Consider the following 24,222-nt stretch of genomic DNA (forward strand, 5'->3'; position numbering starts at 1 on the left):
CTGACGGGTCCTGTTTCATTTCGTCGAAGAAACCTGGCTAGCACGCGGATCGAAGCGCTGCTCGTACAACTTGTCGCCGAACGACTGCGCTGCGTTCTCCAGCTTCACCCGCGACTTCGCCGCGAACGGTTGCCGCGAGCCGACGATGTCCGCCGTGCCGATGTTTTCGTAAGCGGCTATCACTTCCTTGCCGACCTGGTACATCTGCACGTTGCGCGCGGTGCAGGCGTCCACCTGCGAATGCGACAGATCCAGCTCCTTGGCCAGCCGTGAGCGCTCGGTTTCCGCCGTGCGCAGGGCAAGCGCCTGCGCATCGGCATCGGACTTGCCACGCTGGAGACTGGCCTCGGCCGCCTCGCGACGTTGGCGTTCGGCCGCCAGTTCGTGCGTGGTCTCCGGCGACACGGTCGGTGCCGCCTTGGTCGCGCGCGCGGCCTCGGCTTCCTGCTTTGCCGCGTCGCGCTCTTTCTCGAGCGCCGCTTTCTCGGCGGCCCAGGTGGACTGCTGGGCCTGGATTTCCTGCAACTGCGAGCGCGTTTCGCGCAGCTGGTCGCGCATGCGGCTTTCCAGGCTGGCGGTTTGTGCCTGCGCCGCGGGGAACACGGCAAGCAGGACCAGCGCGATGAGGGTGCGTTTCATATCGCCTCCTTAGAACCGGGCATTCATTTCAAGCTGGAACACGTCGATCGAGAGCGGCGGGCCGAACACTTCCTTGGCGTTGAAGTAGCGCAGGCTCAGCCACGCGTACTTGGAAATGCCGTAGCTGCCGCCGAGGATGAAGCCCTTGGCATTGGTGCCACCGAGGTGGAAGTCGGTATCGGTCAGGCCGTCGAGCGTGGCGTCCGGCTGCAGGTACTTGTAGGCCAGGCTCACGTTCCAGTCGCCCGAGGCCTGCGGGTTCACGTCACCGAGGGTAGCGCGCAGCATCCAGCCGACCGGGCCGCTCTTGTACGTGTTCTCGCTGAAGTCACCCGCACCGAAGTTGTTGACCAGGCGGTTCAGGCCGACATCCGGGCGGAACGCGTCCGCGCGGTGGTACGCCATGTTGCGGATGTAGTCGGCCTCGATGCGTAGCGGCGTATCGGCGACCTTGGTATCGAGCTGGGCGTTGGCGTCGGCGACGTGGTAGTCGTACACCAGGCCCACGTATTGCGGCTGTGCATAGCTGGACGGCGAGTTCGGGTCCGGCACGATGTCGCGGATCAGGAACAGCGAGTTGCCCTTCTGCATGAAGGCGGAGCGGCTCGTATCCGTGTCGCAGGCAGTCACGCCGAGGTAGATCGAGCACGGCGACGACAGCTGGCCCTGCATGTGATCGAAGCGGTAATAGGCCAGCGCGGCCTTCAGCTCGGTGTCTTCGTTGAACTTCCACTTCGCACCGAGCTGTGCGCCAGTCATCCACTTGTCGCGGCTGGCGTTCTTGAGGCCCTGCTGCGACGGGAAGTCGTCGGCCTGGTACTCGATCGGGAACATGCCGACGTTGGCGAAGGTGCTGAGCTGGTCGGTCATCGGCACGTTGAACTTGCCGACGATGCCGTCGAAGTTCAGGTCGTTCGAGTAGACCAGGTCCGTGCTCATGAACGGATTGGCCATGCGGCCGCCGACGACCTGTGCCCACTCGGTCGGCTTCCACGCCAGCCATGCCTGATCGAGCCAGACATCCTTCTTGGCAAAGCCGCCGCCGAGGGTCTGCGTGGTCGAGACCGGGTTGTTGTCGTTACCGGTACCGATGCGGATGCCGGCGGTGACGCCCTCGCCGAGATCCACGTTCACGCCAAGACGCGCGCGGATGCGCAGCGAGTTGGTGCGATTTTCCAGCGTGTTGAGCAACGGCGGCGGATTCGCACCGTTGAGGTCGTACGGACCGGTCTTGTTGAGCTGTGCGAAGTCCACGACTGGCGACGCGTTGCCCTTGTCGTAGTAATGGAACTCGTCACGCACACGCATGTCGCCGGCCCAGCTGATGCGGTCGAGCCATTCGGGCAGCTTGCCCGGCTCGGCCCAATGCTCGGTCCTGGCCTGGGCGACCACTTCCTGGCGCAGCTCGTCCTTGATCTGGTTTCGCACGACTTCCGGCACGTAGGTAACGCGCACCTGGCCCGGCGTGGTCGGCGCCGCGTTGGCGGTACCGGCGAGCTTCTGTGCCTGGGCGGCTTCGGCGTTTGCCTGGGCGATCAGGCCGTCCGCGTCCGACTGGGTGAGCACGCCGCGCTTCACCAGCAGGCGCACGAGGTTGATCGTGGCGTTGTCCGACGCGGCACTCTGTGCCTGGGCGGCGCCCGCGCATAGCGACAGCCCGATGGCGAGGGCCAGCATGGCTCGCGCGGGTCGATGGCGAGCCTTTCCGATGGTCATGCGAACTCTCCGAGGTTCCAAAGCGTGTGTTTCAAAAGGGGTTGGCGTGGCGGGCGTCATACGGGGCGCTTCCCTCGGATGGCCACGCGCACGGGAAAGTGCAGCGTCGCCGGCGGCACCACGTCGATGCGCGGCATCGCGCGCACGGCTTCGAGCAAAGCTTCATCGGTCTTGGCGTTACCGCTGCCGTTGACGATCTCGGCGCGGATCAGCTTCCCGTCGGCATCCAGCCAGACATCCGCGTGCACATCGAAGGCGAGGCGATTGACGCGGTCGTCGCGCTGCACGGCCTGCTGGATGGCATAGCCGAGGTACTGACCGTAGCTGCCGGTACCCGTGCCGTTGCCACCACCGGAACCGACCATGCCGCCGCCGTCACCGGCGCCGATATTGAAGTTGTCGCTACCGGACTGGGCGTCGCCGTTGATGGTGACGCTCTTGGGCGCGTCGTTACTGGGCTTGGGCGAGTCGGTCGGCTTCTGCGGGATGTCCTGCGGCTTGTCGATCGGCTTGATGTCGTCCTCGACCTTCTTCGGCTCCGGCGGCTTTTCCTTCGGCGGCGGAGGCGGTGGCGGCAAGGGTGTGATCGTGGCAATGCGCGGCGCCTCGCGACGTACGCCCACGCTGCTACCAGCGAAATGCCAGATCAGCACGCCGAGTAGTACAAGCACGGCGACACCGACCGCCGGACCGAGCCAGCGACGAGGTGTTCTTCGGCGGGAAGTAGACAAGGTCACGCGCTCATCCCTTCGGCGACTTGCCGGTGACCAGGCCGACCTGCGGCAGGTCCACGCGACGCAACAGATCCAGGATGTCCATCACCTTCTGGTACTGGACCGTGGAATCGCCCTTCACCACCACCGGGAAATCCGGGTTGATCGCCTTAAGCGAGCGAAGACGCTCTTCGAGTTCGCCGATCGTCACCGGATAGGCGTCGAGGAAGATCTGTCCCGATTCGGAAATCGTGATCGCCTTGGTCTGCGGCTTGGCCATGCTTACCGCGGCGCTGGCCTTGGGCAGGTTAACCTTGATGCCCTGTACCGACGCGGTGGTCATGATGATGAAGATCACGAGCAACACGTACGCCAGGTCGAGCATCGGCGTGATGTTGATGTCGTCGTACGGTTTTTCTTCGTCTTGCGCGCGCATGATCCGTTCCTCAGGCCGCGACGGCCGACGGGTGGGTGGCGCGCTGCTGTTCCGCCAGGCGAGTCACGAACTCGTCGACGAACACCTGCATGTTCGCGGTTACGTTCTTGTTGCGGATCAGAAGGTAGTTGTAGCCAAACAGCGCGGGGATCGCGACGAACAGGCCGGCGACGGTCGCCAGCAGCGCAGCGGCAATACCGGGCGCGATGGCGTTGACGTTGACATCGCCCGCCGCGGCGATCGCCGCGAAGGTAATCATGACGCCAACCACGGTACCGAGCAGGCCAAGGAAGGGGCCGCCCGAGATGGCGATGGTGAGCAATACCATCGACTTCGACAGCTTCTGGTTCTCGCGCACGAGTACCGAATCCATGGTGGCGCGGATCGCTTCGATGGATTCCGCGGCGATATGGTCGTGACCGTCCGCGTCGCGACGATTCCACACTTCAGCCGCGCCGACCTTGTACAGGCGATACAGCGAGGCGTCCTCCAGGCGGGCACCGGCCGGATCCTTCGAGAGTGCGAGGATGTTGCGGCCCTGCTGGCGGAACGCGTCGAGGAAGTCCTCGTTGGCGTTGGTCACGCGGTTCACGTAAGTCGCGCGCTGCCACATCACCACCCACGACAGCACGGCCATGATCATCAGGATGCCGATGATCGACCAGGCGTCCGCGGTGACCGACTTGACGATGATGCCGAAATAGCCGAAGCCCACGCCCGACTGCTTCTCGTCGGCGCCGTAGTTCAGCAGCTTCGATTCCGCTCCCTGGGTCTGCGCGTCCACCGCTATCAGCGAGGCCGGACGGGCGATGCGCGAAAGGCGCACTTCGTCCATCTGGCCGGTAAAGGGCACGAAGGTTTCGGTCTGGCCTGCGATGTCACCACCAAGCGTGGCCTGGCTGGTCATCGCCGGCAGCTTTGCGACGAGCTTGGCGTAAGGCTTGCCATCGACGTAGAGCTCGATGTCGTCGCCCGCGGCGGTCACGGCGAGGTGGGTCCAGGCGCCAGCCTTGATCGGCTCGCCAGCGGTGCTGGCGGCATCGCCGGTCTGCACGAAGGGCACGCCGTGGTCGAGGCCGATCAGAAGCTTCTGCTCACCCTGGCGACGGGCGTAGACCAGCGCGCGACCATCGGCCACGGTGTCCAGCTTGATCCAGGTGCTGAAGGTGAAGGTGCCGCCTTCGGCGACGTTCATCGACACGCTGCCCGGCAGCGTCACGATCTTCGAACCGTCGAAGCGAGCCGACTTGCCGATGATGCCGTCGATACCGGAGATGTCGTTGCCCACGGCGTTGTTACCGTAAGCGGTCGCATCGCGCGGCGGCGTGCCGGCAGGCTCTTCGAAGTGATAGACGGCGGCGTAGTCGGCATCGAACACCGCGCCGGCCTTCTCGCCACCCTGGGCCTTGGCGTTGCCGTAGTACATCCAGACCTGCTGCTGCGCGTCCGCAGCGACCTGCGGCACGTCCACCCAGATCAGCGCGACGCCGAGCACCGGATCGAAGCTCTCTATCTGGAAGTTCAGCGGGGTCTTGTCATCGGCGGCAACGAAACGGACATCCGCACCGGACTCCGAAACACCGTCGAAGGTGAAGTTGCCCGAGTGCAGGCGAACCAGCAGCGGCGTGCGACCGACCGCCGTGGTGACGTTGCCACCCTTCGCCGTCGTGTCGATGGTGATCGCCTTGCGGAAGGAGAAGTCCTGGTTCCACCACGAGGTGTCGGCATGAGCCGCCGGCACCCAGCCGAGGATCAGCAAGCAGGTCAGTAACAAGATTCGAGTCACGGTGATACCCCTGGAGTCTATGGTCCGACCTGCCGGTCAGAGATCCGCTTTGAGTGAGAAATGAATACGAGTGTCATGCGCACGCGTGGCCTGCCCGTTATTGAACGGATAGGCCACTTCGAACGAACCGGTGGCGATGTTGAAGATCTGGAAACGGGTACCGACGCCCACGCTCGAAAGGTCGTAGCTGTTCACGCGCGTGCTGCCGGCGTCCGGGTTGTTGGCATCGATCAGCTGGGGCAAGGCGTTCATCAGTGCCAGGTGCGCGGCGTCGGCAAAGGCATGGAAGCGCCAGTCGTTCACCCAACCGCCAATGTGCTGGGCGATGGATGGCGTGCGGAACTCGATGCTGCCGATCACGCCGTGGTCGGCGGTCTCTTCCGCTTCGAGGTAACCGCGCACGGTGCTGTCGCCGCCTGCCGCATACTGTTCACTGGAGACCAGCGACGAGGTCGAAAGCTGCAAACCCAATCGCCCCGCCAGACTGAAGCCGTTCTGGAAAAGCAGCGTGTGGCCGCCGTCGAACTTCATATAGAAGAAGTTCTGCCTGGCCTTGTAGCGCTGGTTGTCGAAAGCTGCCGAATCGCTGGCACCGGCACGAAAACCGAAGGTGCCGCTGATACCGATGCTGCTCGACGAGTGCTCGCCGACGGTCTGGCCCTGGTAACTGGCCACCAGCGGGATGTACGTGATCGGCGCCTTCGACGTATCGCCGCCGAGGCTGATGTTCTGGTCGAAATGCTTGCGCGTGACACCGAGCGAGAGCGACTGCGAGTACTCGCCATGGCTCGGCAGGCTGCGCACGAAGGTGAAGCCGAACGCGTTGCCCTTGCCCAGCACGGTCGTACCGCCGACGGCGTTAGCATTGCTATTGGACTTGTACGCGGAGGTCAACACACTCCAGTCGGCATCCAGCGGAATGAGGTAAGAACCAGACCAGACTTCGGCGGCACTCTGGTCCTGCGGGGCGACGATATAAGTGAGCGACGCCGACTGCCCCTTCTGGAACAGGTTGTCGTAGCGCAGGCTGCCGATGGTGCGCAGCTCCGGCGTGTTGACACTATGGTCGTTGTTGACCTCGAGGCTCGCGTGCATCGGCGCGCTGTCGGTCACCTTCAGCGTCACGTCCATCGTCTGCGGCAGCTTGCCCTGCGTCAGCACAGGCACCACCTGGGCGCCGCCGCGCTTGTTCACGTCGGTAAGCTGCTGTTGGGCGGCGGCAAAGTTCGGCACCTCGCCTTCGCTCAGTGCGGGTACCGAGTCGCGGATATCCTTGGGTGAATGATAGGTCGCGCCTTCCACACGCACCCTGCCCACGGTGTTCTCGGTGACCTGGAAACGGATGATGCCGCCCTTCACCTGCTGTGGCGGCAGGTCCACCACCACGGACTGGTAGCCGTGGGTCTGGTAGAGCTTCTGCAGCGCATCGCGCGCGCCGTTCACATCGTTCATGGACTTGCCGGGGCCGAGGAACGGATACACCGCCGTTTCGATATCCAGCGCTTGCAGTGTCGTGTTGCCGTCGACGACGTACTCGTTCACGTCGAACGCGGTCGGCGCGTCCTGCGCCATGGCGGCACCTGTCAGCGACAGCGAGATCGCCAGCGCCAGCGCGTGTGCGCCTCGCACCCATACTGCTCGTGTAGCCACGCGAAACTTCCCCTGATGTTCCATCTGCCCTAAGGACGCGTGGGCAGTGGTGGCACTGAACCGTTGTCACGAAAAATTCATGGGGCGAACGATGCCGACCCGGCGCGACGGTCAGCTCAACAACACCCAACCACCCGGAAGGTGGGTCGCGTGCGCGCCATAGGCGTCTTCGATCAGGCTGGCCACGTCGGCCATCTGGTCCAGGGTGAAACGCGCATGCACGCGGCGCTCGCCGAGCGCGCGGTCGGTTATGACGATGCGACCGGGGCGATAGCGATTGATGTCGGTGACGACGTCGGCAAGGGGCTGGTTGTCGTAGATCAGTACGCGATGCCTCCATGCGAGCGCGGTGTCGGGGTTCACGGCAACGGCGGCGCCGAGGCCATCGGCACCGAACGCAAGTTGTTGCGCGGGCTTGACCAGGGTCTTCGTCGCAGCACGCGCCAGCACGGCCTGCCCTTCCAGGCAGGTCACCGTGGAGACCCCGTCCACACAGCGCACGGCGAAGGACGCACCCGGGCCGGAGAGCACGCGCGCGTCTTCCAGTTCGACGACGAAGGGTGCGGTGTGCGACGGATCGATACGCACCACGGCCTCGCCAGTACGCAGGCGGACGCCGGTGATGGCGTTACCCGACGAACGCACGCCGATGTCCGTGGCGGTATTCATTTCCAGGACAACGCCCTGGGTCACGTCGACATGTCGCTGCTCGCCTACGGCCGTGCGCAGCGTCGCACCGGTACCCCGTTGCCCGCCCATATCCAGGCCATAGCGGGCGACGACCACGGCCGCGACGGAGGCCGTAATAGCGGTGCCAAGGAACGCGCGGCGACTTATGCGTATCGCGTGCTTCGGCGCCGTGCGTCCGCCGCGCGGGACGGACTGTTGACGCCGGGCGATGGCCGGACCGAGGTCGTGCCACATCTGCCGCGTTCGTGCGAAAGCTTCCGCGTGCTGCTCGCTCGACAGACACCAGCGACGGAAGGCTTCGCCATCCTCGCGGGTGGCCGTTCCCGAGGTGAGATGCACGAGCCAGGCCTGGGCCTGGCGCTCGTTATCCTTGAGGTTGGTCGTATCCATACCGGTCAAGACGCATCTCCGGCACCGGGACCGAACCGCTGTACCGATTTTCTTCCCACTTTTGTGGCACAGGTCTCAAGTGCCTTCTTCAGTTCCTTGCCCACCATGCGTACGGAAATGCCATGACGCGCGGCGATTTCCACCTGTGGCAGCTCGTCGATACGCGCCGCGATGAGGATCTCGCGCTGGCGTCGGGTGAGCGCGTCCAGGGCCAGGCCCAGCGCGGCGATGTCCTGCTGCGAGGAGAGCACGGTGGGCGGGTCCAGGTGATCGTCGACGCCCTGGATCAGGTCGTCCACCTCTTCACCGGTGAGCAGCCGGCCCGACGAACGGTGGTGATCCGCTGCCATGTTGAGCGCCATGCGGAACAGATACCCGGTGGGATGCGTGGCGCGTTCGGCATCGGGGTCGAGCCGCTCCACGCGAAGATAGGTTTCCTGCAGCACGTCGTCGACCAGATCGTCCGAACGCAGGCGACGACGCAGGCGGCGCCGGAAATCTTCGTAGTTGGCGAGGAACAGCCCGAGCATCGACGTGTCCAATGTCAGCTCTCCCACTCGCGCGATCCGGCGCAGCGATAGACGCCAGGGGCCGACGGGGTTAGCAGAACTGTCACAGGGCTGAAACGGTATGTCGACGCAGGTAAACGCAAACCGCGCAGCGCCGTGACCACGCGGGCGTCGCGACGAGGGTCGTCCGAGGGCGCCAGCGCAGAGACCTCGGTGATCGCGCCGGCCGTGTCGATCCACACCTGCAGGGCGAGGCGAAAGCTGCCCGGCCGCGTCGCCACGTGCGCGCAGAGTGCTGCTTCGATGGCCGCCTGGATCACGGCGGCTCCGCGCTCGTCGAGCGGCGGGACATCGTCATGCACCTGTGCCGCGGGCGCCATCGGCGCGTCCGCTTGGGTTGCCGGATCCGCAGTGACAGTGAAGGCGTTCATCGAGGCGAAATGGGCGTTGAGGCCCGTTCCCACGAGCAGAACACGCAATGCGTCGCGCGGATCGATCGTGCCATGGATACCGGGCGACGAACGTCCGGCGACGAGCGAGTCATCGAAGAGGACAGCAATACCCGTCGCTTCGCTGTAACCGCGAAGAGCGGTCGCGAGCGGCTGTGCGTCGATGTCGAAGCGCGTTGGCGCATGCGTTTCTGCCGACCCCTGTGATGCCTCCGCCGGAGTACGCATTTGCGCCGCGAGGGGCGGCGATGCGAACAGGATGGTGCACGCGACCAGCGCGAAAACGCAGCGTGTCACGGTCATTCCTTCGCGCATGGGCGTACGGGACGGGGACTTGTCTCGTCGGAAGGCTAGGCGCGGAAAATGACACAACCGCGCTGTTTTCATGACAGGAATCGTGACACCACCATGACAACGGCCACGCCACTTCCGCAGGGCCCGCCGCGCGTGGTATCCAACGCAGCGAAGACTCAGGGAATGATGTATGCGTATTCGGCAACTGGTGTTCGTACTGACGGCCGTGGCAACGTCTGGCGCGTTTGCGCAGGAGACGAAAGGCGTCGTGACCCTGCCCGGCGTGCATGCGTCGGCGACGCCCGGGTGCGTCGAGCATGATGATGCGAGTACGGCTGCCTTGTCTTATGCCTGCCTGAACCACCTCGTCGCCACCGATGTGTCGCCGGTACCCATGCCGGGCGACGCCGACATCACCAAACGCCCCTCGAACACCATCGGCCTCTACAACGCCAACAGCCTCAGCCACCGCATGGGCCCGAACCTCGGCACCTCGGTCCAACCCTACCGCCCCAAGATCACCTACCCCACCCCACTAGCAACTCCCCCCGCCCGGTAGGAGCCGCTTCAGCGGCGATAGGGTGCTCGCGGCAAACTGGCCCCATGTGGGAGCCGATTCATCGGCGATAGGGTGCTCGCGGCAAACCAGCCCCATGTGGGAGCCGCTTCAGCGGCGATAGGGTGCTCGCGACAAACTGGCCCGCTGCTGCGGGATCGCCGATGAATCGGCTCCTACAATTTAGGGGTGAAGGGGTACGGTGACAGCTGGCGCTGCAGTACGCGCCTTCGGTGCATCGCGATACGGCTGCAGCGATTCGAACTTCCGCTGGTACTCGTCGGTGACCTGCTTGGCCTCATCGCCATTGGTGATGACGCGCGGCGTGATCAGCACGATCAACTCCGTGCGGTTGCGACTGCGGTTGGTCGAGCCGAACAGACGACCGAAGACAGGAATGCGGTTGAGACCCGGTATACCCGTATCCGTCGTGCCTTCATCCTGTTTGATAAGACCACCGAGCAACACCGTCTGCCCGCTTTGCACCGCAACCTGCGTCGCCACCTCGCGCTGCTGGATCGGGAAGTTGCCTGTGGTCGTGTCCTTGGCACCGGGTGAGCTCACTACCTGGTTGATGTTGAGGTACACCAGGCCACCCGGATTCACTCGCGGGCGAACGTTGAGGATCACGCCGGTGTCCTTGTACTCCACCTGGCCGATCGTGTTGTCCGTGTTCGCGCCGGTGTTCACGAAGGTCTGCGTAATCGGAATCTGGTCGCCGATCTGGATGTGTGCCTTCTGGTTGTTAAGCACCACCAGTGATGGGGCGGATAAGGTCTTCGTGTTTCCGCTGGTCTCCATTGCATGGAGCGCCACGGAGATGTCGTTGTTGACGAAGGAATAGAAGAAGCTGTCCTTGCCGGGGCTGTATGAGGCACCGCCACTACCCAGGGCCCACTGCTGCTGGTTGCCCGGCTGGGTCGGCTGACCGTTGGTCGATCCCACCAGGCCTTCCAGGTACCACTGCACGCCGAACTGATAGTTGCCCGTAAGCGCGACTTCCAGGATGCGCGTCTCGATCTGCACCTGCAGCGGCACCGCATCGAGGCGCTTGATGGCCTGTTCGATCTCGGCCCACTGCGCGGGACGGCAACGCACCATCAGCTGGTTGTTCGAGTCCACCGAGGTGATGCGCACGCCTTCGTCGGTAGTGATGCCACCGCTATGCGAGCGGTGCGAGTTGTCGTCGTCACCGAAGCCGCTGCCGGCAAAACCGCTCTGTGAGCCGCCGCCGAACGACGAACCGCTGCCGCCGATACCGGAGGAAGACCCGTTGATGCCGTTGCCGCTGGTGGTGTTGAGGTAGCCACCGGACGACGAGGACGACGACGAACCGCTACCGAACGTGCCCGAGCTGTTGCCGAAACCGGAGCCGCCGCGGTTGGAATCGCTGTCGCCACCGAGCGTGCCGGAGCTCAGGCCCGGTCCGACCTTGCCACCGCGATCGCCCGAGCGACCGCCGCTGGAGCCACCGCCGTAGATATCCGAAAGGTAATCGGCCAGATCCGAGGCCTGCACGTTGCGCACGTCGTACACGTAGAGCTGGGCTTCGTTGCCGCCGCCGTGGTCGATACGGTCGATCCAGCTGCGCACTTCGTCCAGGTAAGCCGGCTGCGGGCTGATCACCACCAGCGAATTGGTCCGCTCGATGGGGATGAAGCGCAGCAGGCCTGCCATCGGCGTGTTGCCCTTGTCACCAAACAACTTGTCGAGCATGGGCGTGAGGTCCTTGACCTCCGCGCGCTGCAGACTGAACACACCGACGGACATGCCGCGCAACCAGTCGACGTCGAAGGTGGCCACGGTGCGCTGGTAGTTCTCCAGTTCGCTCGGTGTGCCGGCCATCACGATCACGTTGCGCGTGGGGTCGGCCAGGAGCACCGCATCGGCGCGCGCGAACGGCTTGATCAACTTCTGCATCTCGGTGGCCGAGATGAAGTGCAGCGGAAACAGGCGTGCCTGCAGGCCGCCGGCCGGCGCGGAGGCGCCGATGCTCGGCACGAGGTTGCCGGCGACGGCGTCCTTCGCGGGCATGACCACGTAGCGGCCATTGCTGTGCACGAGCGCATTGCCCGTCCACGACAGCAGGGTCTCGAGGATCGGCAGGGCCTGCTCGGCCGTGACCGGCTGCGAGGTCGAAAAGGACACGTTGCCCTGCACGCCCGGCACGATCGAATAGTTTTCATGCAGCAGGTCGCCGAGGATGGCCTTCACCACCGACTCGACCGGCTGGTTCTCGAAATTGAAGGTCACCGTGCCCGCGCCTTCGGCAACCGGCGTCGGCTTGGCCAGGCCCACGGCCTTGACGAACTCGCCCGTGCCGGTGGTGACTTCCGGCGGAGTCACGCCCGGCGTGGCCGGATTGGTGCTGGGGACCGCCACCGACCGGGGTGCGGGTTTTTCGGTGCCGGCCATGGCTTCGCGCTGGAGCGCGCCGTCGTCGCGCGGCTGAGGCAGCGTCGAGCATCCGGCCAGCGCCACCGCGAGCGCCACGGCGCCGGTCAGCTTACGTCTCAACATCAAACAACGTACTCCCTCGTTGGTCGCAAGAGGGCCGCCACATACGCGGCGGCCCTCTCGATTTCGCCAACTCTAAAGGGAGGCTCCCTATCAGCGCTAGTTCTTGCGTCTGAAGCCGCGACGCAAGTCCGATGTAGGAGCCGACTCATCGGCGATGTGGGAGCCGATTCATCGGCGATCCCGCGGCAGCGGGCCGGGTTATCGCGACCGGTTTTTCGCCGATGAATCGGCTCCTACACAAGGGCCGCGGGCTACTCCGCGGCCCACTCGGCATGGAAGCTGCCCTTCTCGTCCACCCGCTCGAAGGTATGCGCCCCGAAATAGTCGCGCTGGGCCTGGATGAGATTGGCCGGCAGCGTGTCGGCCCGGTAGCTGTCGTAGTAAGAAATGGCGGCGGCAAAACCGGGCACCGGCACACCGACCCGCACGGCCTCGGCGACCACTTCGCGCAGCGCCGTCTGGTAGTTCTGCACGATATCGCGGAAATACGGGTCCAGAAGCAGGTTTTTCAGGTTGCCGTCGTGCTTATAGGCGTCAGTGATCTTCTGCAAAAAGCGCGCACGGATGATGCAGCCGGCGCGGAAGATCTTCGCGATAGCGCCGTAGTCCAGCTTCCACTCGTTCTCGTCCGACGCCGCACGCAGCTGGGCAAAACCCTGGGCGTACGAAATGAGCTTGCTCATATAGAGGGCGCGGCGCACCGACTCCTTGAAGGCCGAACGGTCGCCAGAGAACTTCCCGGCCTTCGGACCCGCCAGCAGCTTGCTCGCCGCCACGCGCTCTTCCTTCATGGAGGACAGCCCGCGGGCGAACACCGACTCGGTGATCAGGGTAAGCGGCACGCCAAGGTCCAGTGCGCTCTGGCTCGTCCACTTGCCCGTACCCTTCTGCGCAGCCCGGTCGAGAATCATGTCGACGAGCATCTTTCCGCTCTTGTCGTCCTTCTTGCCGAAAATCTTCGAGGTGATCTCGATCAGGAAGCTGTCCAGCTCGCCTTCGTTCCATTCGCTATAGACGTCGGCCAGTTCCTGGTTGTCCAGGCCGAGGACGTGCTTGAGCACGGCGTAGCTCTCGGCGATGAGCTGCATGTCGCCGTATTCGATGCCGTTGTGCACCATTTTCACATAATGGCCCGCGCCCCCGGGGCCGATATAGGTGACACAGGGCTCGCCGTCCGGCGCCTTCGCGGCAATCTCGGTGAGGATCGGGGCAACCAGGTCATAAGCGTCACGCGGGCCACCGGGCATGATCGACGGACCCTTCAGCGCACCCTCCTCGCCACCGGACACGCCGGTGCCAATGAAGTGCAAGCCGTCTTTAGCCAGTTCCTCGCCACGGCGCACGGTGTCCTTGTAGTAGGTGTTGCCGCCGTCGATGAGGATGTCGCCCTTGTCCAGCAAGGGACGAAGCTGCTCGATCACGGCGTCGGTGCCCTTGCCGGCCTGCACCATGAGCAGGATGCGGCGCGGTTTCTCAAGCGAGTCGACGAATGCTTCCAGCGAGTATGTCGGGACGAGTTGCTTGTCCTTGCTCTCGGACATCACCTCGTCGGTCTTCTCCTTACTTCGATTGAAGATGGAAACGGCGTGCCCACGGCTTTCAATATTCCAGGCCAGGTTTCGGCCCATCACGGCCATGCCAATCACGCCAATCTTCTGCTTGCTCACGGGAACCTCCAGGTTGGAGAAATCACAACTTCTGGGTCGTATCCAACTTTGCTGCCCAGCACCATGGACCAGCGTGAACCTCCGACGTACCACGGGACGTGATGGCGCTCCGCTATGATGGTGGGCGAACCGGCGGCGGGACCGCCCGGATGGACTCGACAACGCATGAACCAGGTGAAGTCGCATTCGCGCGACAAACGTGTCGCCAGCGCCCGGGAGGCCCTGGCCGGCCTCGTGGCCGACGGACAGATCATCGCCGTGGGCGGCTTCGGCCTCTGCGGTATTCCCGAGCTTCTCATCGAGGCCCTGCGCGACTCCGGGGTCAAGGGCCTGACCGCCGTGTCGAACAACGCCGGTATCGACGGCGTCGGCCTCGGCCTGCTGCTGGCCACACGCCAGATCCGCAAGATGGTGTCCTCCTATGTGGGCGAGAACAAGGAGTTCGAGCGCCAGTTCCTCGCCGGCGAGCTCGAAGTCGAGTTCACTCCGCAGGGCACCCTGGCCGAGAAGCTGCGCGCCGGCGGCGCGGGCATCCCCGCCTTCTTTACCCGCACCGGTTATGGCACCCAGGTGGCCGAGGGCAAGGAAACCCGCGAGTTCGACGGCAACATGTACGTGATGGAGCGCTCGATCGTGGCCGACGTGGCGCTGGTGAAAGCGTGGAAGGCCGACCCTTCGGGCAACCTCGTTTACCGCAAGACCGCGCGCAACTTCAATCCGATGGCGGCGACGGCCGGCAAGGTCTGCATCGCCGAAGTCGAGATCATGGTGGAAGTCGGCGAGCTGGATCCGGACCAGGTCCACACGCCAGGTATCTACGTCGATCGCATCGTGCACAATCCCGCGCCGTCCAGGCGCATCGAACAGCGCACCGTGCGCGCACAGGGAGCCTGACCATGGCCTGGAATCGCGATCAGATGGCGCAGCGCGCCGCCCTGGAATTGAGCAACGGCGATTACGTGAACCTCGGCATCGGTCTGCCGACGCTGGTGGCCAATTTCCTCCCCGATGGCGTGGACGTGTGGCTGCAGTCCGAAAACGGTCTGCTCGGCATCGGCCCTTTTCCGAGCGAAGACGAAGTGGACGCTGACCTCATCAACGCCGGCAAGCAGACCGTCACCGCCCGTCCTGGTGCATCGTATTTTTCAAGCGCCGACTCCTTCGCGATGATTCGCGGTGGCCATATCGACATCTCGATCCTCGGCGCCATGCAGGTCACCGCCGAAGGCGACATCGCCAACTGGATGGTGCCCGGCAAGATGGTCAAGGGCATGGGCGGCGCGATGGACCTGGTCGCCGGCGTGAAGCGCGTGGTCGTGGTGATGGAACACACCGCGAAAGACGGCACGCCGAAGATCCTCACCGAATGCAGCCTGCCGCTCACCGGCAAGGGCGTGGTCGACCGCATCATCACCGACCTTGCCGTGTTCGATGTCACGCCCGACGGCCTCGAACTGATCGAGCTGGCCCCCGGCGTCGACGAAGGCCACGTACGCGCCAGCACCGAGTGCGCTTTCACCTCGAAGCTCTGACTTTGCGGCTCTTGCCTCGTGTGGGAGCCGATTTATCGGCGATTGGGTGCTGGCGACAACGCCGCACCCTGGCCCGCTGCCGCGGGATCGCCGATGAATCGGCTCCCACAATCGCCGATGAATCGGCTCCCACAATTTTGCCGGCCCAGAAATAAAGTCGCCCCGCAGAGGACGCCTCGGTATGGGCCTCGGGGGGGGAGGTAGGCCAGATACCGGTGTTTAGCGTCGATGCGGGGCGAGGGACCTACCGACCCAGGGGGAGGGTTGATTGGTAGGTCGAGGTGGATGATAGATTTCCTAGGAAATTCTGGCCAATATATCTTTCACCACTCACTTAGACGAAAATCGACTATGTTCGATCTGCGCCAGCTGCGCTACTTCGTGGAAGTGGCGGAAACCCTCAGCTTCACCCAGGCCGCCCAGCGCCTGCATATCTCGCAGCCTCCGCTATCGCAGCAGATCCTCGCCCTCGAGGCGGATCTCGGCGTGCGCCTTCTCGATCGCAACCGCCGCCGTGTGGCCCTGACCGAGCCAGGCCGGCTCTTCCTGCTCGAAGCCAAGGCTATCCTGGCGCGGGCGGAGAGCGCGCGAACCGTGGTGACCGAGGCGGCCGCCGGGTTCACCGGCCAGCTGAGGCTGGCCTATGCCGTCTCCGTATCATTCCACCGCGCGCTGCCGGAAACCTTGCTCCGCTTCACACAAGCGGCGCCTGGCGTCAGCCTGCACCTGGGGGAAATGCTCACCGGGGCCCAGTACGACGCCATTCTCAGCGGACAGATCGACGTGGGCCTGCTCCGTGCCCACCCGGAAGGCGTAGCCAACGCCCGCCAGCTCAATGTCGAGGTGATCGACCACGAGCCCCTGGTCATCGCCCTGCCCACCCGCCACCGCCTCGCCAGGCGCGAGTCGCTGCGCATGGAGGAACTTGCCAACGAGCGTTTCGTGGCACCGCCGCGCGCTCACGCGGCGACCCTGATCGACCGGCTGATGCTGCTGGCGAACAAGGCGAAGTTCCGCCCCAACGTTCGCCAGGAAGCCCAGCAGATCCCGTCCCTGCTGCCGCTGGTGGCTGCTGGCCTGGGCCTGGCACTAGTGCCGGGCTCGTTGCGTGCCGTCCACCTGGACGGCGTGGCCTTCGTACCTGTTGATGATCCCGAGGCCTACCTGTTGCTTGCGGTGGCCAGTCGCGTGGACAATACGTCTCCCGTGCTCGACAGCTTCCTTCGCACGGTGCGCGAGGCACGTACCGCACTTGGCCTCGCCTGAAAGGTCAATCTTTCCCGGCGCTTGCGTAACGCCGACCGGATCGCTACAATTCCGTTTTTCCTTGTCCTTAAAGTTTCAGGAGCTAGCCGTGAAGGTGCTTTCCTCTTTGAAGTCCGCGAAGTCGCGTCACCGTGACTGCAAAGTCGTTCGCCGTCGCGGCAAAGTGTTCGTGATCTGCAAGAGCAACCCCCGTTTCAAGGCTCGTCAGCGCTGATTTCAGCCGCGATGAGTGCAAAAAAGGCCGCGAAAGCGGCCTTTTTTTATGCCTGAAGTATGCCTATGCCTGATGTATGCCCCATACCTCAATGTGGGAGCCGCTTCAGCGGCGATAGCCAGTTCACCGCGATGCCATCGCCGGCATAGCCGGCTCCCACAAGGAGCCCGATATAGCCGGCTCCCACAAGGAGCCCGGGGCATAGCCGGCTCCTACAACGGCGTTACCCACGTGCCTCGGTCAGATACGGCGAATCCGGAATATCTCCCGTGTCGCCCATGAATACGCAATTGCGCCCTGCCCGCTTCGCGCGATAAAGCGCCGCATCCGCCACGACGAGCAACCGGTGCAGCTCGAAGCCGCACTGCAACGTGGACGAGACGCCGAAGCTCGCCGTCACCGCCAGTTCGGGACGCGCCTGTGTTGCCGAGGTCGCCGAGATCGACAGACGCAATTGTTCGGCGCGCGCTCGCGCCTGCGCGGGGCTGCAATCGGGCAGGAGGATCGCGAACTCTTCGCCACCGAGCCGGCCGAACACATCGCAGGCATGCAGTGCGCGGTGACAGACGTCGACGGCACGCTTGAGTACTTCGTCACCCACGGCGTGGCCGTAGGTATCGTTGACATTCTTGAAGTGATCCAGGTCGAACAGGATCACGCACAGGCCGCGGTCGGAGCGTGCGCCATAAGCGAGCACGCGGTCGGCCTGCTCCACGAAATGTTCGCGGTTGCAGATGCCGGTGAGGCCGTCGCGACGCGCGAGCTTCATGAAACGCATCTGTGAACGACGCAGCCAGAGCACCAGCCATGCGATGGCGAGCAGGCACAGGCCGAGGATGAAAATGTACAGACGTCCCGTCTCGACCTCCTTGCGGTCGAGCACGCCATTAAGGCGCAGGATCTCGTTCTGCTTGTTGAGCGCTTCGACCTCGGCCTTGCGCGCCACCAACTGCTGGTCGACGATCTGGAAAGCCAGGCTGCGCGCGCTCAGGTCGTTAAGGTAGGCCTTGTCGGCGGCCATGTACTGCTCGTGGTAACTGAGCGCCGCGGTTGCATTACCCAGGCGTTCCTCGACCTGGTAAAGCACTTCGTAGGCTGCACGCCGCGGATCGGTGAACTCGCCCTGGATAGAGTCGGCGAGTGCGGAAATGCCGTAGCGTCGGGCGTTCGGCAAGTCGCCCAGCTTGAGGTAAGCCTGCGCAAGGAGCCCATCGAACTCGGCAAGCGTGGTCGGGTAATGCAAGGCGCGAAGTGCGTCGCGATTAGCCACCAGGATCTTCACCGCTTCGTCCGGATGGCCATTGGCCACGTGGAATGCGGCGATGTCGGACCGCATGGCGTCGGCGAAGACTTCATCACCGCTTCCGACACAGGAGTCGATGGCGTTCTGGTAAATGGGATCGAGTGTGTGCAACCGGCCGCCTTCGCGGCGGGCACGCAGGAGATGTTGGGCCCCTTTGCAGATGGTCTCGCCCGGCGGCGGGTTGTCCATCATCTGCTGCGCATACGCCTCCGCCTGATCGAACTGCCCCGCAGTACTAAGCATCTGCGACGCTTCACCGAGCGCCTGGAAGCGGGCCTTGCGGTCGCGGATGGAGGGCAACATGTCTTGCAATTGGGTCAGCCGCGTGAAGGCCTCTTCGTAGCGATGACCGATACCGAGCAGGTTGATCAGCGTCGCCGTGGCGCGCGCGCGCAATACGTTGCTGCTCGATGTGTCCGCCACCGCGTCGAGCTCCGCCTTGCCCGTCCCGTAGTCGCCCACCCAGGTGGCCCGCCAACCGCGAAGGAAATGGAACAGCGACTTCTGCTCCCCGTCGAGTTCCGTCTCCCTCGCGCCGATCTCGTCGAGCAGCCGGGTGAACTGGCCGAGGTCGACGATCTTGATTGCGTCGGCCTGAGCCAGCATCGCGCCAAGATCGGCATGGTTCCCGGAAGCGGGGGACGGCATCGGCCCCGACAACCTGGGCGCCGCCAGCGTGATCGTTGCCGTGCTCGTGAAAACGAGCAGAGCGAGGATCAGGCCAAAGCGGACGCCGACATTCATGCGGTCAGTGCCGGAGAGCGGGAGCAGGCGGCTTGGGGCCACGACGTGGCGATTTCTTGCCTTCCTCGTCGTCCTCGTCCTCGTCGTCTTCTTCCTCTTCCGGCTCTTCCTTTTCCCGCTGGGGGCCAGGCATCTGGCCGATGAAGTAGATGTTCTGCTCCGCCTGGGCCTGAAGTGCCGTCACAGCCTCACCCATGCCTGCCTCGCTAACGAGGGCGGCAAGCGTCTCGGCGGACGCGTAGCGCAGCGACGCGTCTTGACCAAGACGCGCCAGAAATTCGATGACGCTCCCCATCCACTCATCCCGTGAGCACAGAGGACCAACCCCTGGCCCGAACTGGCGAATCCTCCCCTTGAGGCCGCCGTGCCGTGGATGATAGCGGTATGGGTCCCGGGGTTGAAGTAGGCCAGTCGGCTGGGATCGTTTGGCTGAAGCCCCTGCCACGGGCCTGCAATGTCCGGCGTAACCCCCGGGGAAACTCCCGGTAACGATGCTCCGATACCGTCACTCCGCTCAGCACGTAGCGGTGTGGGCAGGCTCCGAACCGGGTGGCAGGGGAGACACGCCATCCGCGCGCTGAAAACGATCGTCGATAAATGTCGAAGGCCGCCGCCCTCGACATAGCTTCATGGCGGGCGCGATGTTGCGCCGAAAATCAACTACTGAGGTATCGCATGATGAACAAGAACATGACGCGCTGCGCCCTTCCCCTCCTGATGGCGGTCGTGGCCCTGCCTGCTGCTGCATTCAACAAGAATGCCTATGTGGTGAACCAGGCCGACAATACGGTCTCGGTGATCGACACCACCAACAACAGGGTGACGGCTACGATTCCGGTGGGCGGCAACCCGCAGGGTATCGCCGTCAGCCCGAACGGTGCCGAGGTGTATGTCACCAATGGCAACGACAATACCGTCTCCGTCATCAAGGCGGCCACCAACGCCGTCGTGGCGTCGGTGCCGGTTGGCGGCTTCCCGTTCGGCGTGACCGTCAGCCCGGATGGACGGAATGTCTACGTCGCCAACGCCAACGACAGCACGGTGTCCGTTATCGATTCGGCCAGGAACACGGTCGTTGCTTCGGTGGATGTCGGCTTCCTGCCGTTCAATGTGGCGACCGGCCCCTCCGGCAAGTTCCTGTATACGTCCAACTTTGGCGACAACACGGTCTCAGTCGTCGACACCGCTACCAAGGCCGTGGTGGCCACGGTTCCGGTCGGTGCGGCGCCGAACGGCATTGACGTGGGTCCGCTGGGCGCTCGCGTCTACGTCGCCAATGGCGGCTCCAACAATGTCTCCGTCATCGACGCGTTCACCAACCAGGTGAAGTCCACGATCGCCGCCGGTAACGGTGCCGGTGCGGTGGTGACCAGCCCGATCGGCCTGCCGGTCTATGTTTCCAATCTCGCCGACTCCACCGTATCGGTGATCAACCCGCTCAACAGCGCCGTCATCGCCACGGTGCCGGTGGGTTCTGCGCCCGGTCCGCTGGCCGTGAGCAGCAAGCTCGGCCGCGTGTATGTCACGAACTCCGGCTCCCACTCGGTTTCCGTGATCAATCCGTTCACTAACAAGGTGATCGCCACGGTCGACGTGGGCAACTTCCCGGCCGCCGTTGCTACCCAGCCGGAATAACGAACCTGCCGCCTGTCCAGGCGGCCATGGTGAGGAAGGAACGAAAACGGCCACCTCTTCGAGGTGGCCGTTTTACTTCCAGGCGTGCCGATAGCTCCCTAACTAAAGCAGCGCCGCCGCCTTCTGCAAGGCAATCCACACACCAATCAGGAACGGAATACCCACTGCCAGCCAGGCCAACACACCGACCGCACCGAACGGCCCGCGCGCCGCGGCGGCGAGGCTGGCATCGGAAGCCTGCACCTCATGCTGCAGCGAGCGCTCACGCTTCAGCTCTTCCTCGGTCATGTGGTACTTCGGATCGACCGGGCGGACCAGCAGGTTGCAGATCAGGCCGATCAGCAGCAGGCCGGCGAGGATGTACAGCGTGCGATCGTAAACGAGGTTCTTCGCCACGCCGGCGCCGAGCTGCGCTTCACGAATGCCGGCGATGAGGACCGGACCGACCACACCGGCGACCGACCAGGCAGTCAGCAGCCGGCCATGGATGGCGCCGACCATCTGCGTGCCGAACATGTCCGCCAGGTACGCAGGCACGGTGGCGAAGCCGCCGCCGTACATCGACAGGATCACGCAGACAGTGATGACGAACATGGCGGCCATGCCCAGATGGCCAAGCGTCGGCAGCAGGCAGTACAGAATGATGCCGAGGATGAAGAAAACACAGTAAGTGAACCGGCGGCCGAGGAAATCCGACGCCGAGGCCCAGGCCAGGCGGCCGGCGGAATTGAACAGACTGATGAGGCCGACCAGACCCGCGGCGGCCGCGGCAATGGCGGTCTTCTGCGCGGCGGTGAGCGCCGTACCCGGGTCGACACCGAGAAGCCCTGCACCGAACACGTCCTGCAGCATCGGACTGGCCATGGACAGCACGCCGATACCTGCGGTCACGTTCATGCACAGCACGCCCCAGATCAGCCAGAACTGCGGGGTCTTCCAGGCGCGATCCAGATGCACATGACCGTGGCTGATCATCGGTCGCTTGGACAGGTCCGCCGTGGCCACCTGGTAACCCACCGGCTTCCAGCCGTTCGGGGTGACACGGAAGCCGAAGGCGCCCAGTGACATCGCCACGAAGTAGATCACGCCCATGACAATGAGCGTGGTCGACACGCCCGGGATCTCGCCGTTCTTGAACACCTCCATGAGCTTCACGGCGATCGGCGCACCGATCATCGCGCCGCCGCCATAACCCATGATGGCGAAGCCCGTGGCGAGTCCACGGCGGTCGGGAAACCATTTGATCAGCGTCGACACGGGCGTGATGTAACCCAGCCCCTGCCCTACGCCGCCTAGCAATCCGCAGCCGAGGTAGACCAGCCACAGCTGGTGAATCGAGACGCCGATGCCGCCGAGCACCAGGCCGCCGCCCCAGCAGCACGCCGCGATGAAGCCGGCCTTGCGCGGGCCCGCATGCTCGAGCCAGCCGCCCCAGATCGCCGCGGCGAGACCAAGCATCGCGATAAAGGTTTCAAAGATGTGGTTGACCGAGGGAACGGTCCAGTTACAGGTGGTGGTCGTGAGCTGGTCAAGGAAACCCTGACTGGCACAGACGGCGGCATCGGCCCCGGGTACCAGCTTGGTCATCGGCAGCCAGAACACCGAGAACCCGTAGGCCATGCCGATACACAGGTGGATGGCAAGGGCCGCGGGCGGCACCAGCCAGCGGTTGAACTTCGGACCCGCAATCGTACGTTCCCGGGCCAGCAAGCCGGCCGTCTCGTTCCCCGCCATTTTTTTCCCCTGCCATTGAGTGGTACTACCCGGATCGCATCTTAGGCAGGTTTTCGCCCGGCGCCACCCTACGTTGGTCTTATGGGGGGAATGTGACAGCGCGTTCCCTGCGGCGCCACTCACCCGGGGGCGTATCGAAGGCGCGGCGGAAACGGCGGGTGAAGTGGGCCTGGTCGGCGAGGCCACAGCGCACCGCGATGTCGCTCAATGCATCGTCCGTGGCGAGCATCAGCTCGCAGGCGCGCTCGAGACGACGCGTCAGCACATAGGCGTGAGGCGTGCTGCCGAAGCTGGCCTTGAAGGCGCGGAAGAAATACGACTCGCTGTAGCCGATGGAAGAAGCAAGCTCGGAGATCGCGAGGCGACGGCCGAGGTGGGCGTCGATGAAACGTTGCAGGCGCTCACGCGCCCAGGGGGGAAGACGACTTTCGTTCATAGCTCTAATGAAATGATGCACTCGATGCCCTGGCGGGCCATCTTGGCGTAGGGACAGATACGTTCGGTGTCGCGGACCAGCTCTTCCGCCACGGCACGGTCGACGCCAGGCATGGCGATACGGACGCTCGCGACCAGGGTGAAAAGCCCGTCCATGGGGTCGCGGCCGAAGCTCACCGACGCCGTGACCTGCACGTTGGGAATCGGCACACCGGCACGAGCGGCAAGCAGGCACAGGGCGCCGTGGAAGCACGCCGCGAAGCCGGCGGCGAACAGCTCTTCGGGATTCGTGCCGCCGCCCGGGCCACCGAGCTGGCGTGGCATGCGCAACTTCAGGTCCAGCGTGCCGTCGCGCGAGCGGGCCACGCCCGATGCGCGGCCATGCGCCGCCTCCCCGCCCGAGACGCATACCGTGGCGGTGTACAGCGGCGCGAAGTCGGAACCGGTATAGCGGTCGAGGAACGTTACGGGAGGACGCGTCGGTGTCATGGGCAGGGTGTCGGGTGGCACCTTATGCGGCCGACCCGGCCTTCGCGAACTTCGACTGCCGGAGCCAGGTCTCGAAGTCGATCTTGCCGAGCTTCGCGCCCGGACCCGACACCAGTGAATCGGGCTCCAGCACCGTGCCGAAATACAAGGCCTTGGGATCGGGAATGACCTGGCGCGGATCCTTGATGGCGGCGAGGAAACGCTGGACCAGGTCGGCCATGCGGACTTTGTCCGGACCACCGATCTCGATGATGCCGTTGACCGGCGCACCCACCGTCGCGGCCGTCATCGCATCGGCGACATCTTCGGAGGCGATCGGCTGCATGTTGCCGGTCGACAGGTGCACGGATTCGCCCTTCGCGCTCGCCTGGACGATACCGTCGAGGAACTCAAAGAACTGCGTCGAACGAACGATGGTGTATGGCACGCCGGAATCACGAATCGCCTTTTCCTGCGCGACCTTCGCGCGCAGGTAGCCGCTATCGGGCAAACGGTCAGTGCCGACCACGGAAAGGGCGACATGGTGCTTCACGCTGGCTTTCACTTCGGCAGCGGCCATGTTGCGACCGGTCGTCTGGAAGAACTCGAGTACATCATTATCGGCGAACGACGGCGAGTTGCTGAGATCGAGCACGGTGTCGACGCCAGCCATGGCCGCGTCGAGACCTTCGCCGGTCATCGTGTTGACGCCCGATGAGGGAGACGCCGGAATCGCTTCATGGCCGAGCGCACGCAAACGTGGAATCACTTTGCTGCCGATGAGCCCTGAGCCACCGATGACGAGAATTTTCATGGGGTATCTCCTGTTCGGACGGGGTGAGGAAACAGTAGGCTTGCTATACGGTTGCCGGTAGA

At 64.3% G+C, this 24,222-nt stretch carries 23 protein-coding genes; 6 read left to right on the top strand and 17 right to left on the bottom strand.

The window, feature by feature from the left end; all coding sequences use genetic code 11:
* Positions 1-15: 15 nt before the first annotated feature.
* From C8J98_RS13680 to C8J98_RS13720, 9 genes are all read right to left on the bottom strand, one after another.
* Positions 16-639 carry a DNA repair protein gene (locus C8J98_RS13680; protein ID WP_107913766.1) on the bottom strand — a complete coding sequence of 208 codons (624 nt, stop codon included), beginning with the start codon at positions 637-639 and terminating at the stop codon, positions 16-18.
* Between the two features lie 9 nt (positions 640-648).
* Positions 649-2,355: a putative porin gene (locus C8J98_RS13685; protein WP_199229920.1), complete on the bottom strand. Its 1,707-nt coding sequence runs from the start codon at positions 2,353-2,355 to the stop codon at positions 649-651.
* 56 nt (positions 2,356-2,411) lie between these two features.
* Positions 2,412-3,092 (bottom strand): energy transducer TonB, encoded by a 681-nt coding sequence (locus C8J98_RS13690; RefSeq protein WP_158272709.1) that lies wholly within the window; start codon positions 3,090-3,092, stop codon positions 2,412-2,414.
* A gap of 4 nt (positions 3,093-3,096) precedes the next feature.
* Positions 3,097-3,504, bottom strand: a complete 408-nt coding sequence (locus tag C8J98_RS13695; protein WP_107913768.1) for a biopolymer transporter ExbD — start codon at positions 3,502-3,504, stop codon at positions 3,097-3,099.
* A 10-nt stretch (positions 3,505-3,514) separates the two neighbouring features.
* Positions 3,515-5,290 carry a MotA/TolQ/ExbB proton channel family protein gene (locus tag C8J98_RS13700; RefSeq protein ID WP_199229921.1) on the bottom strand — a complete coding sequence of 592 codons (1,776 nt, stop codon included), beginning with the start codon at positions 5,288-5,290 and terminating at the stop codon, positions 3,515-3,517.
* Positions 5,291-5,326: 36 nt separating this feature from the next.
* Positions 5,327-6,940: a ShlB/FhaC/HecB family hemolysin secretion/activation protein gene (locus C8J98_RS13705; RefSeq protein WP_199229922.1), complete on the bottom strand. Its 1,614-nt coding sequence runs from the start codon at positions 6,938-6,940 to the stop codon at positions 5,327-5,329.
* A 111-nt stretch (positions 6,941-7,051) separates the two neighbouring features.
* A complete protein-coding gene (locus C8J98_RS13710) occupies positions 7,052-8,020 on the bottom strand; it encodes a DUF4880 domain-containing protein (RefSeq protein WP_107913771.1) in 969 nt (322 codons plus the stop codon).
* Positions 8,021-8,025: 5 nt separating this feature from the next.
* On the bottom strand, positions 8,026-8,550 hold the full coding sequence (locus C8J98_RS13715) for an RNA polymerase sigma factor (RefSeq protein WP_107913994.1): 525 nt from the start codon (positions 8,548-8,550) through the stop codon (positions 8,026-8,028).
* 14 nt (positions 8,551-8,564) lie between these two features.
* Complete coding sequence (locus C8J98_RS13720; protein ID WP_107913772.1) at positions 8,565-9,293, bottom strand: STN domain-containing protein; 729 nt, start codon at positions 9,291-9,293, stop codon at positions 8,565-8,567.
* Between the two features lie 169 nt (positions 9,294-9,462).
* Between C8J98_RS13720 and C8J98_RS13725 the strand changes: the two genes are divergently transcribed.
* Positions 9,463-9,831, top strand: coding sequence for a hypothetical protein (locus C8J98_RS13725; RefSeq protein WP_107913773.1), 369 nt, complete (start codon positions 9,463-9,465; stop codon positions 9,829-9,831).
* Positions 9,832-10,011: 180 nt separating this feature from the next.
* On the opposite strand, the gene gspD is transcribed toward C8J98_RS13725, so the two are convergent.
* On the bottom strand, positions 10,012-12,348 hold the full coding sequence (gspD, locus tag C8J98_RS13730; RefSeq protein WP_107913774.1) for a type II secretion system secretin GspD: 2,337 nt from the start codon (positions 12,346-12,348) through the stop codon (positions 10,012-10,014).
* Positions 12,349-12,599: 251 nt separating this feature from the next.
* Positions 12,600-14,015 (bottom strand): NADP-dependent phosphogluconate dehydrogenase, encoded by a 1,416-nt coding sequence (gene gndA / locus C8J98_RS13735; RefSeq protein WP_107913775.1) that lies wholly within the window; start codon positions 14,013-14,015, stop codon positions 12,600-12,602.
* Between the two features lie 165 nt (positions 14,016-14,180).
* Between gndA and C8J98_RS13740 the strand changes: the two genes are divergently transcribed.
* From C8J98_RS13740 to ykgO, 4 genes are all read left to right on the top strand, one after another.
* Positions 14,181-14,909 (top strand): CoA transferase subunit A, encoded by a 729-nt coding sequence (locus tag C8J98_RS13740; RefSeq protein WP_107913776.1) that lies wholly within the window; start codon positions 14,181-14,183, stop codon positions 14,907-14,909.
* Between the two features lie 2 nt (positions 14,910-14,911).
* Positions 14,912-15,547, top strand: a complete 636-nt coding sequence (locus tag C8J98_RS13745; RefSeq protein ID WP_107913777.1) for a CoA transferase subunit B — start codon at positions 14,912-14,914, stop codon at positions 15,545-15,547.
* 351 nt (positions 15,548-15,898) lie between these two features.
* On the top strand, positions 15,899-16,813 hold the full coding sequence (locus tag C8J98_RS13750) for a LysR substrate-binding domain-containing protein (protein WP_107913778.1): 915 nt from the start codon (positions 15,899-15,901) through the stop codon (positions 16,811-16,813).
* A gap of 88 nt (positions 16,814-16,901) precedes the next feature.
* A complete protein-coding gene (gene ykgO / locus C8J98_RS13755) occupies positions 16,902-17,027 on the top strand; it encodes a type B 50S ribosomal protein L36 (protein WP_029213509.1) in 126 nt (41 codons plus the stop codon).
* A 223-nt stretch (positions 17,028-17,250) separates the two neighbouring features.
* On the opposite strand, the gene C8J98_RS13760 is transcribed toward ykgO, so the two are convergent.
* A complete protein-coding gene (locus C8J98_RS13760; RefSeq protein WP_107913779.1) occupies positions 17,251-19,074 on the bottom strand; it encodes a GGDEF domain-containing protein in 1,824 nt (607 codons plus the stop codon).
* 4 nt (positions 19,075-19,078) lie between these two features.
* Positions 19,079-19,369: a hypothetical protein gene (locus C8J98_RS13765; RefSeq protein WP_107913780.1), complete on the bottom strand. Its 291-nt coding sequence runs from the start codon at positions 19,367-19,369 to the stop codon at positions 19,079-19,081.
* Between the two features lie 380 nt (positions 19,370-19,749).
* On the opposite strand from C8J98_RS13765, the gene C8J98_RS13770 reads away from it, so the two are divergent.
* Positions 19,750-20,709 carry a beta-propeller fold lactonase family protein gene (locus tag C8J98_RS13770; RefSeq protein WP_158272710.1) on the top strand — a complete coding sequence of 320 codons (960 nt, stop codon included), beginning with the start codon at positions 19,750-19,752 and terminating at the stop codon, positions 20,707-20,709.
* A gap of 102 nt (positions 20,710-20,811) precedes the next feature.
* Here the strand turns inward: C8J98_RS13770 and C8J98_RS13775 are convergent, their stop codons facing one another.
* The 4 genes from C8J98_RS13775 to C8J98_RS13790 all read right to left on the bottom strand — a co-directional run bounded on the left by C8J98_RS13775 (position 20,812) and on the right by C8J98_RS13790 (position 24,160).
* Entirely contained in the window at positions 20,812-22,443 is a 1,632-nt protein-coding gene (locus tag C8J98_RS13775; protein ID WP_107913782.1) for an OFA family MFS transporter, read from the bottom strand.
* A 79-nt stretch (positions 22,444-22,522) separates the two neighbouring features.
* Positions 22,523-22,879 carry an AraC family transcriptional regulator gene (locus C8J98_RS13780; protein ID WP_107913783.1) on the bottom strand — a complete coding sequence of 119 codons (357 nt, stop codon included), beginning with the start codon at positions 22,877-22,879 and terminating at the stop codon, positions 22,523-22,525.
* The gene (locus C8J98_RS13785) at positions 22,876-23,367 is read right to left on the bottom strand and encodes an Ohr family peroxiredoxin (RefSeq protein WP_107913784.1); all 492 of its coding nucleotides are present in this window, start codon (positions 23,365-23,367) and stop codon (positions 22,876-22,878) included. The genes C8J98_RS13780 and C8J98_RS13785 overlap by 4 nt, the downstream gene beginning before the upstream one ends.
* Positions 23,368-23,389: 22 nt before the next feature.
* Positions 23,390-24,160 carry an SDR family oxidoreductase gene (locus C8J98_RS13790; protein ID WP_107913785.1) on the bottom strand — a complete coding sequence of 257 codons (771 nt, stop codon included), beginning with the start codon at positions 24,158-24,160 and terminating at the stop codon, positions 23,390-23,392.
* Positions 24,161-24,222: the final 62 nt, after the last annotated feature.

It is taken from the genome of Luteibacter sp. OK325, assembly GCF_003050935.1.
GTDB lineage: Bacteria > Pseudomonadota > Gammaproteobacteria > Xanthomonadales > Rhodanobacteraceae > Luteibacter.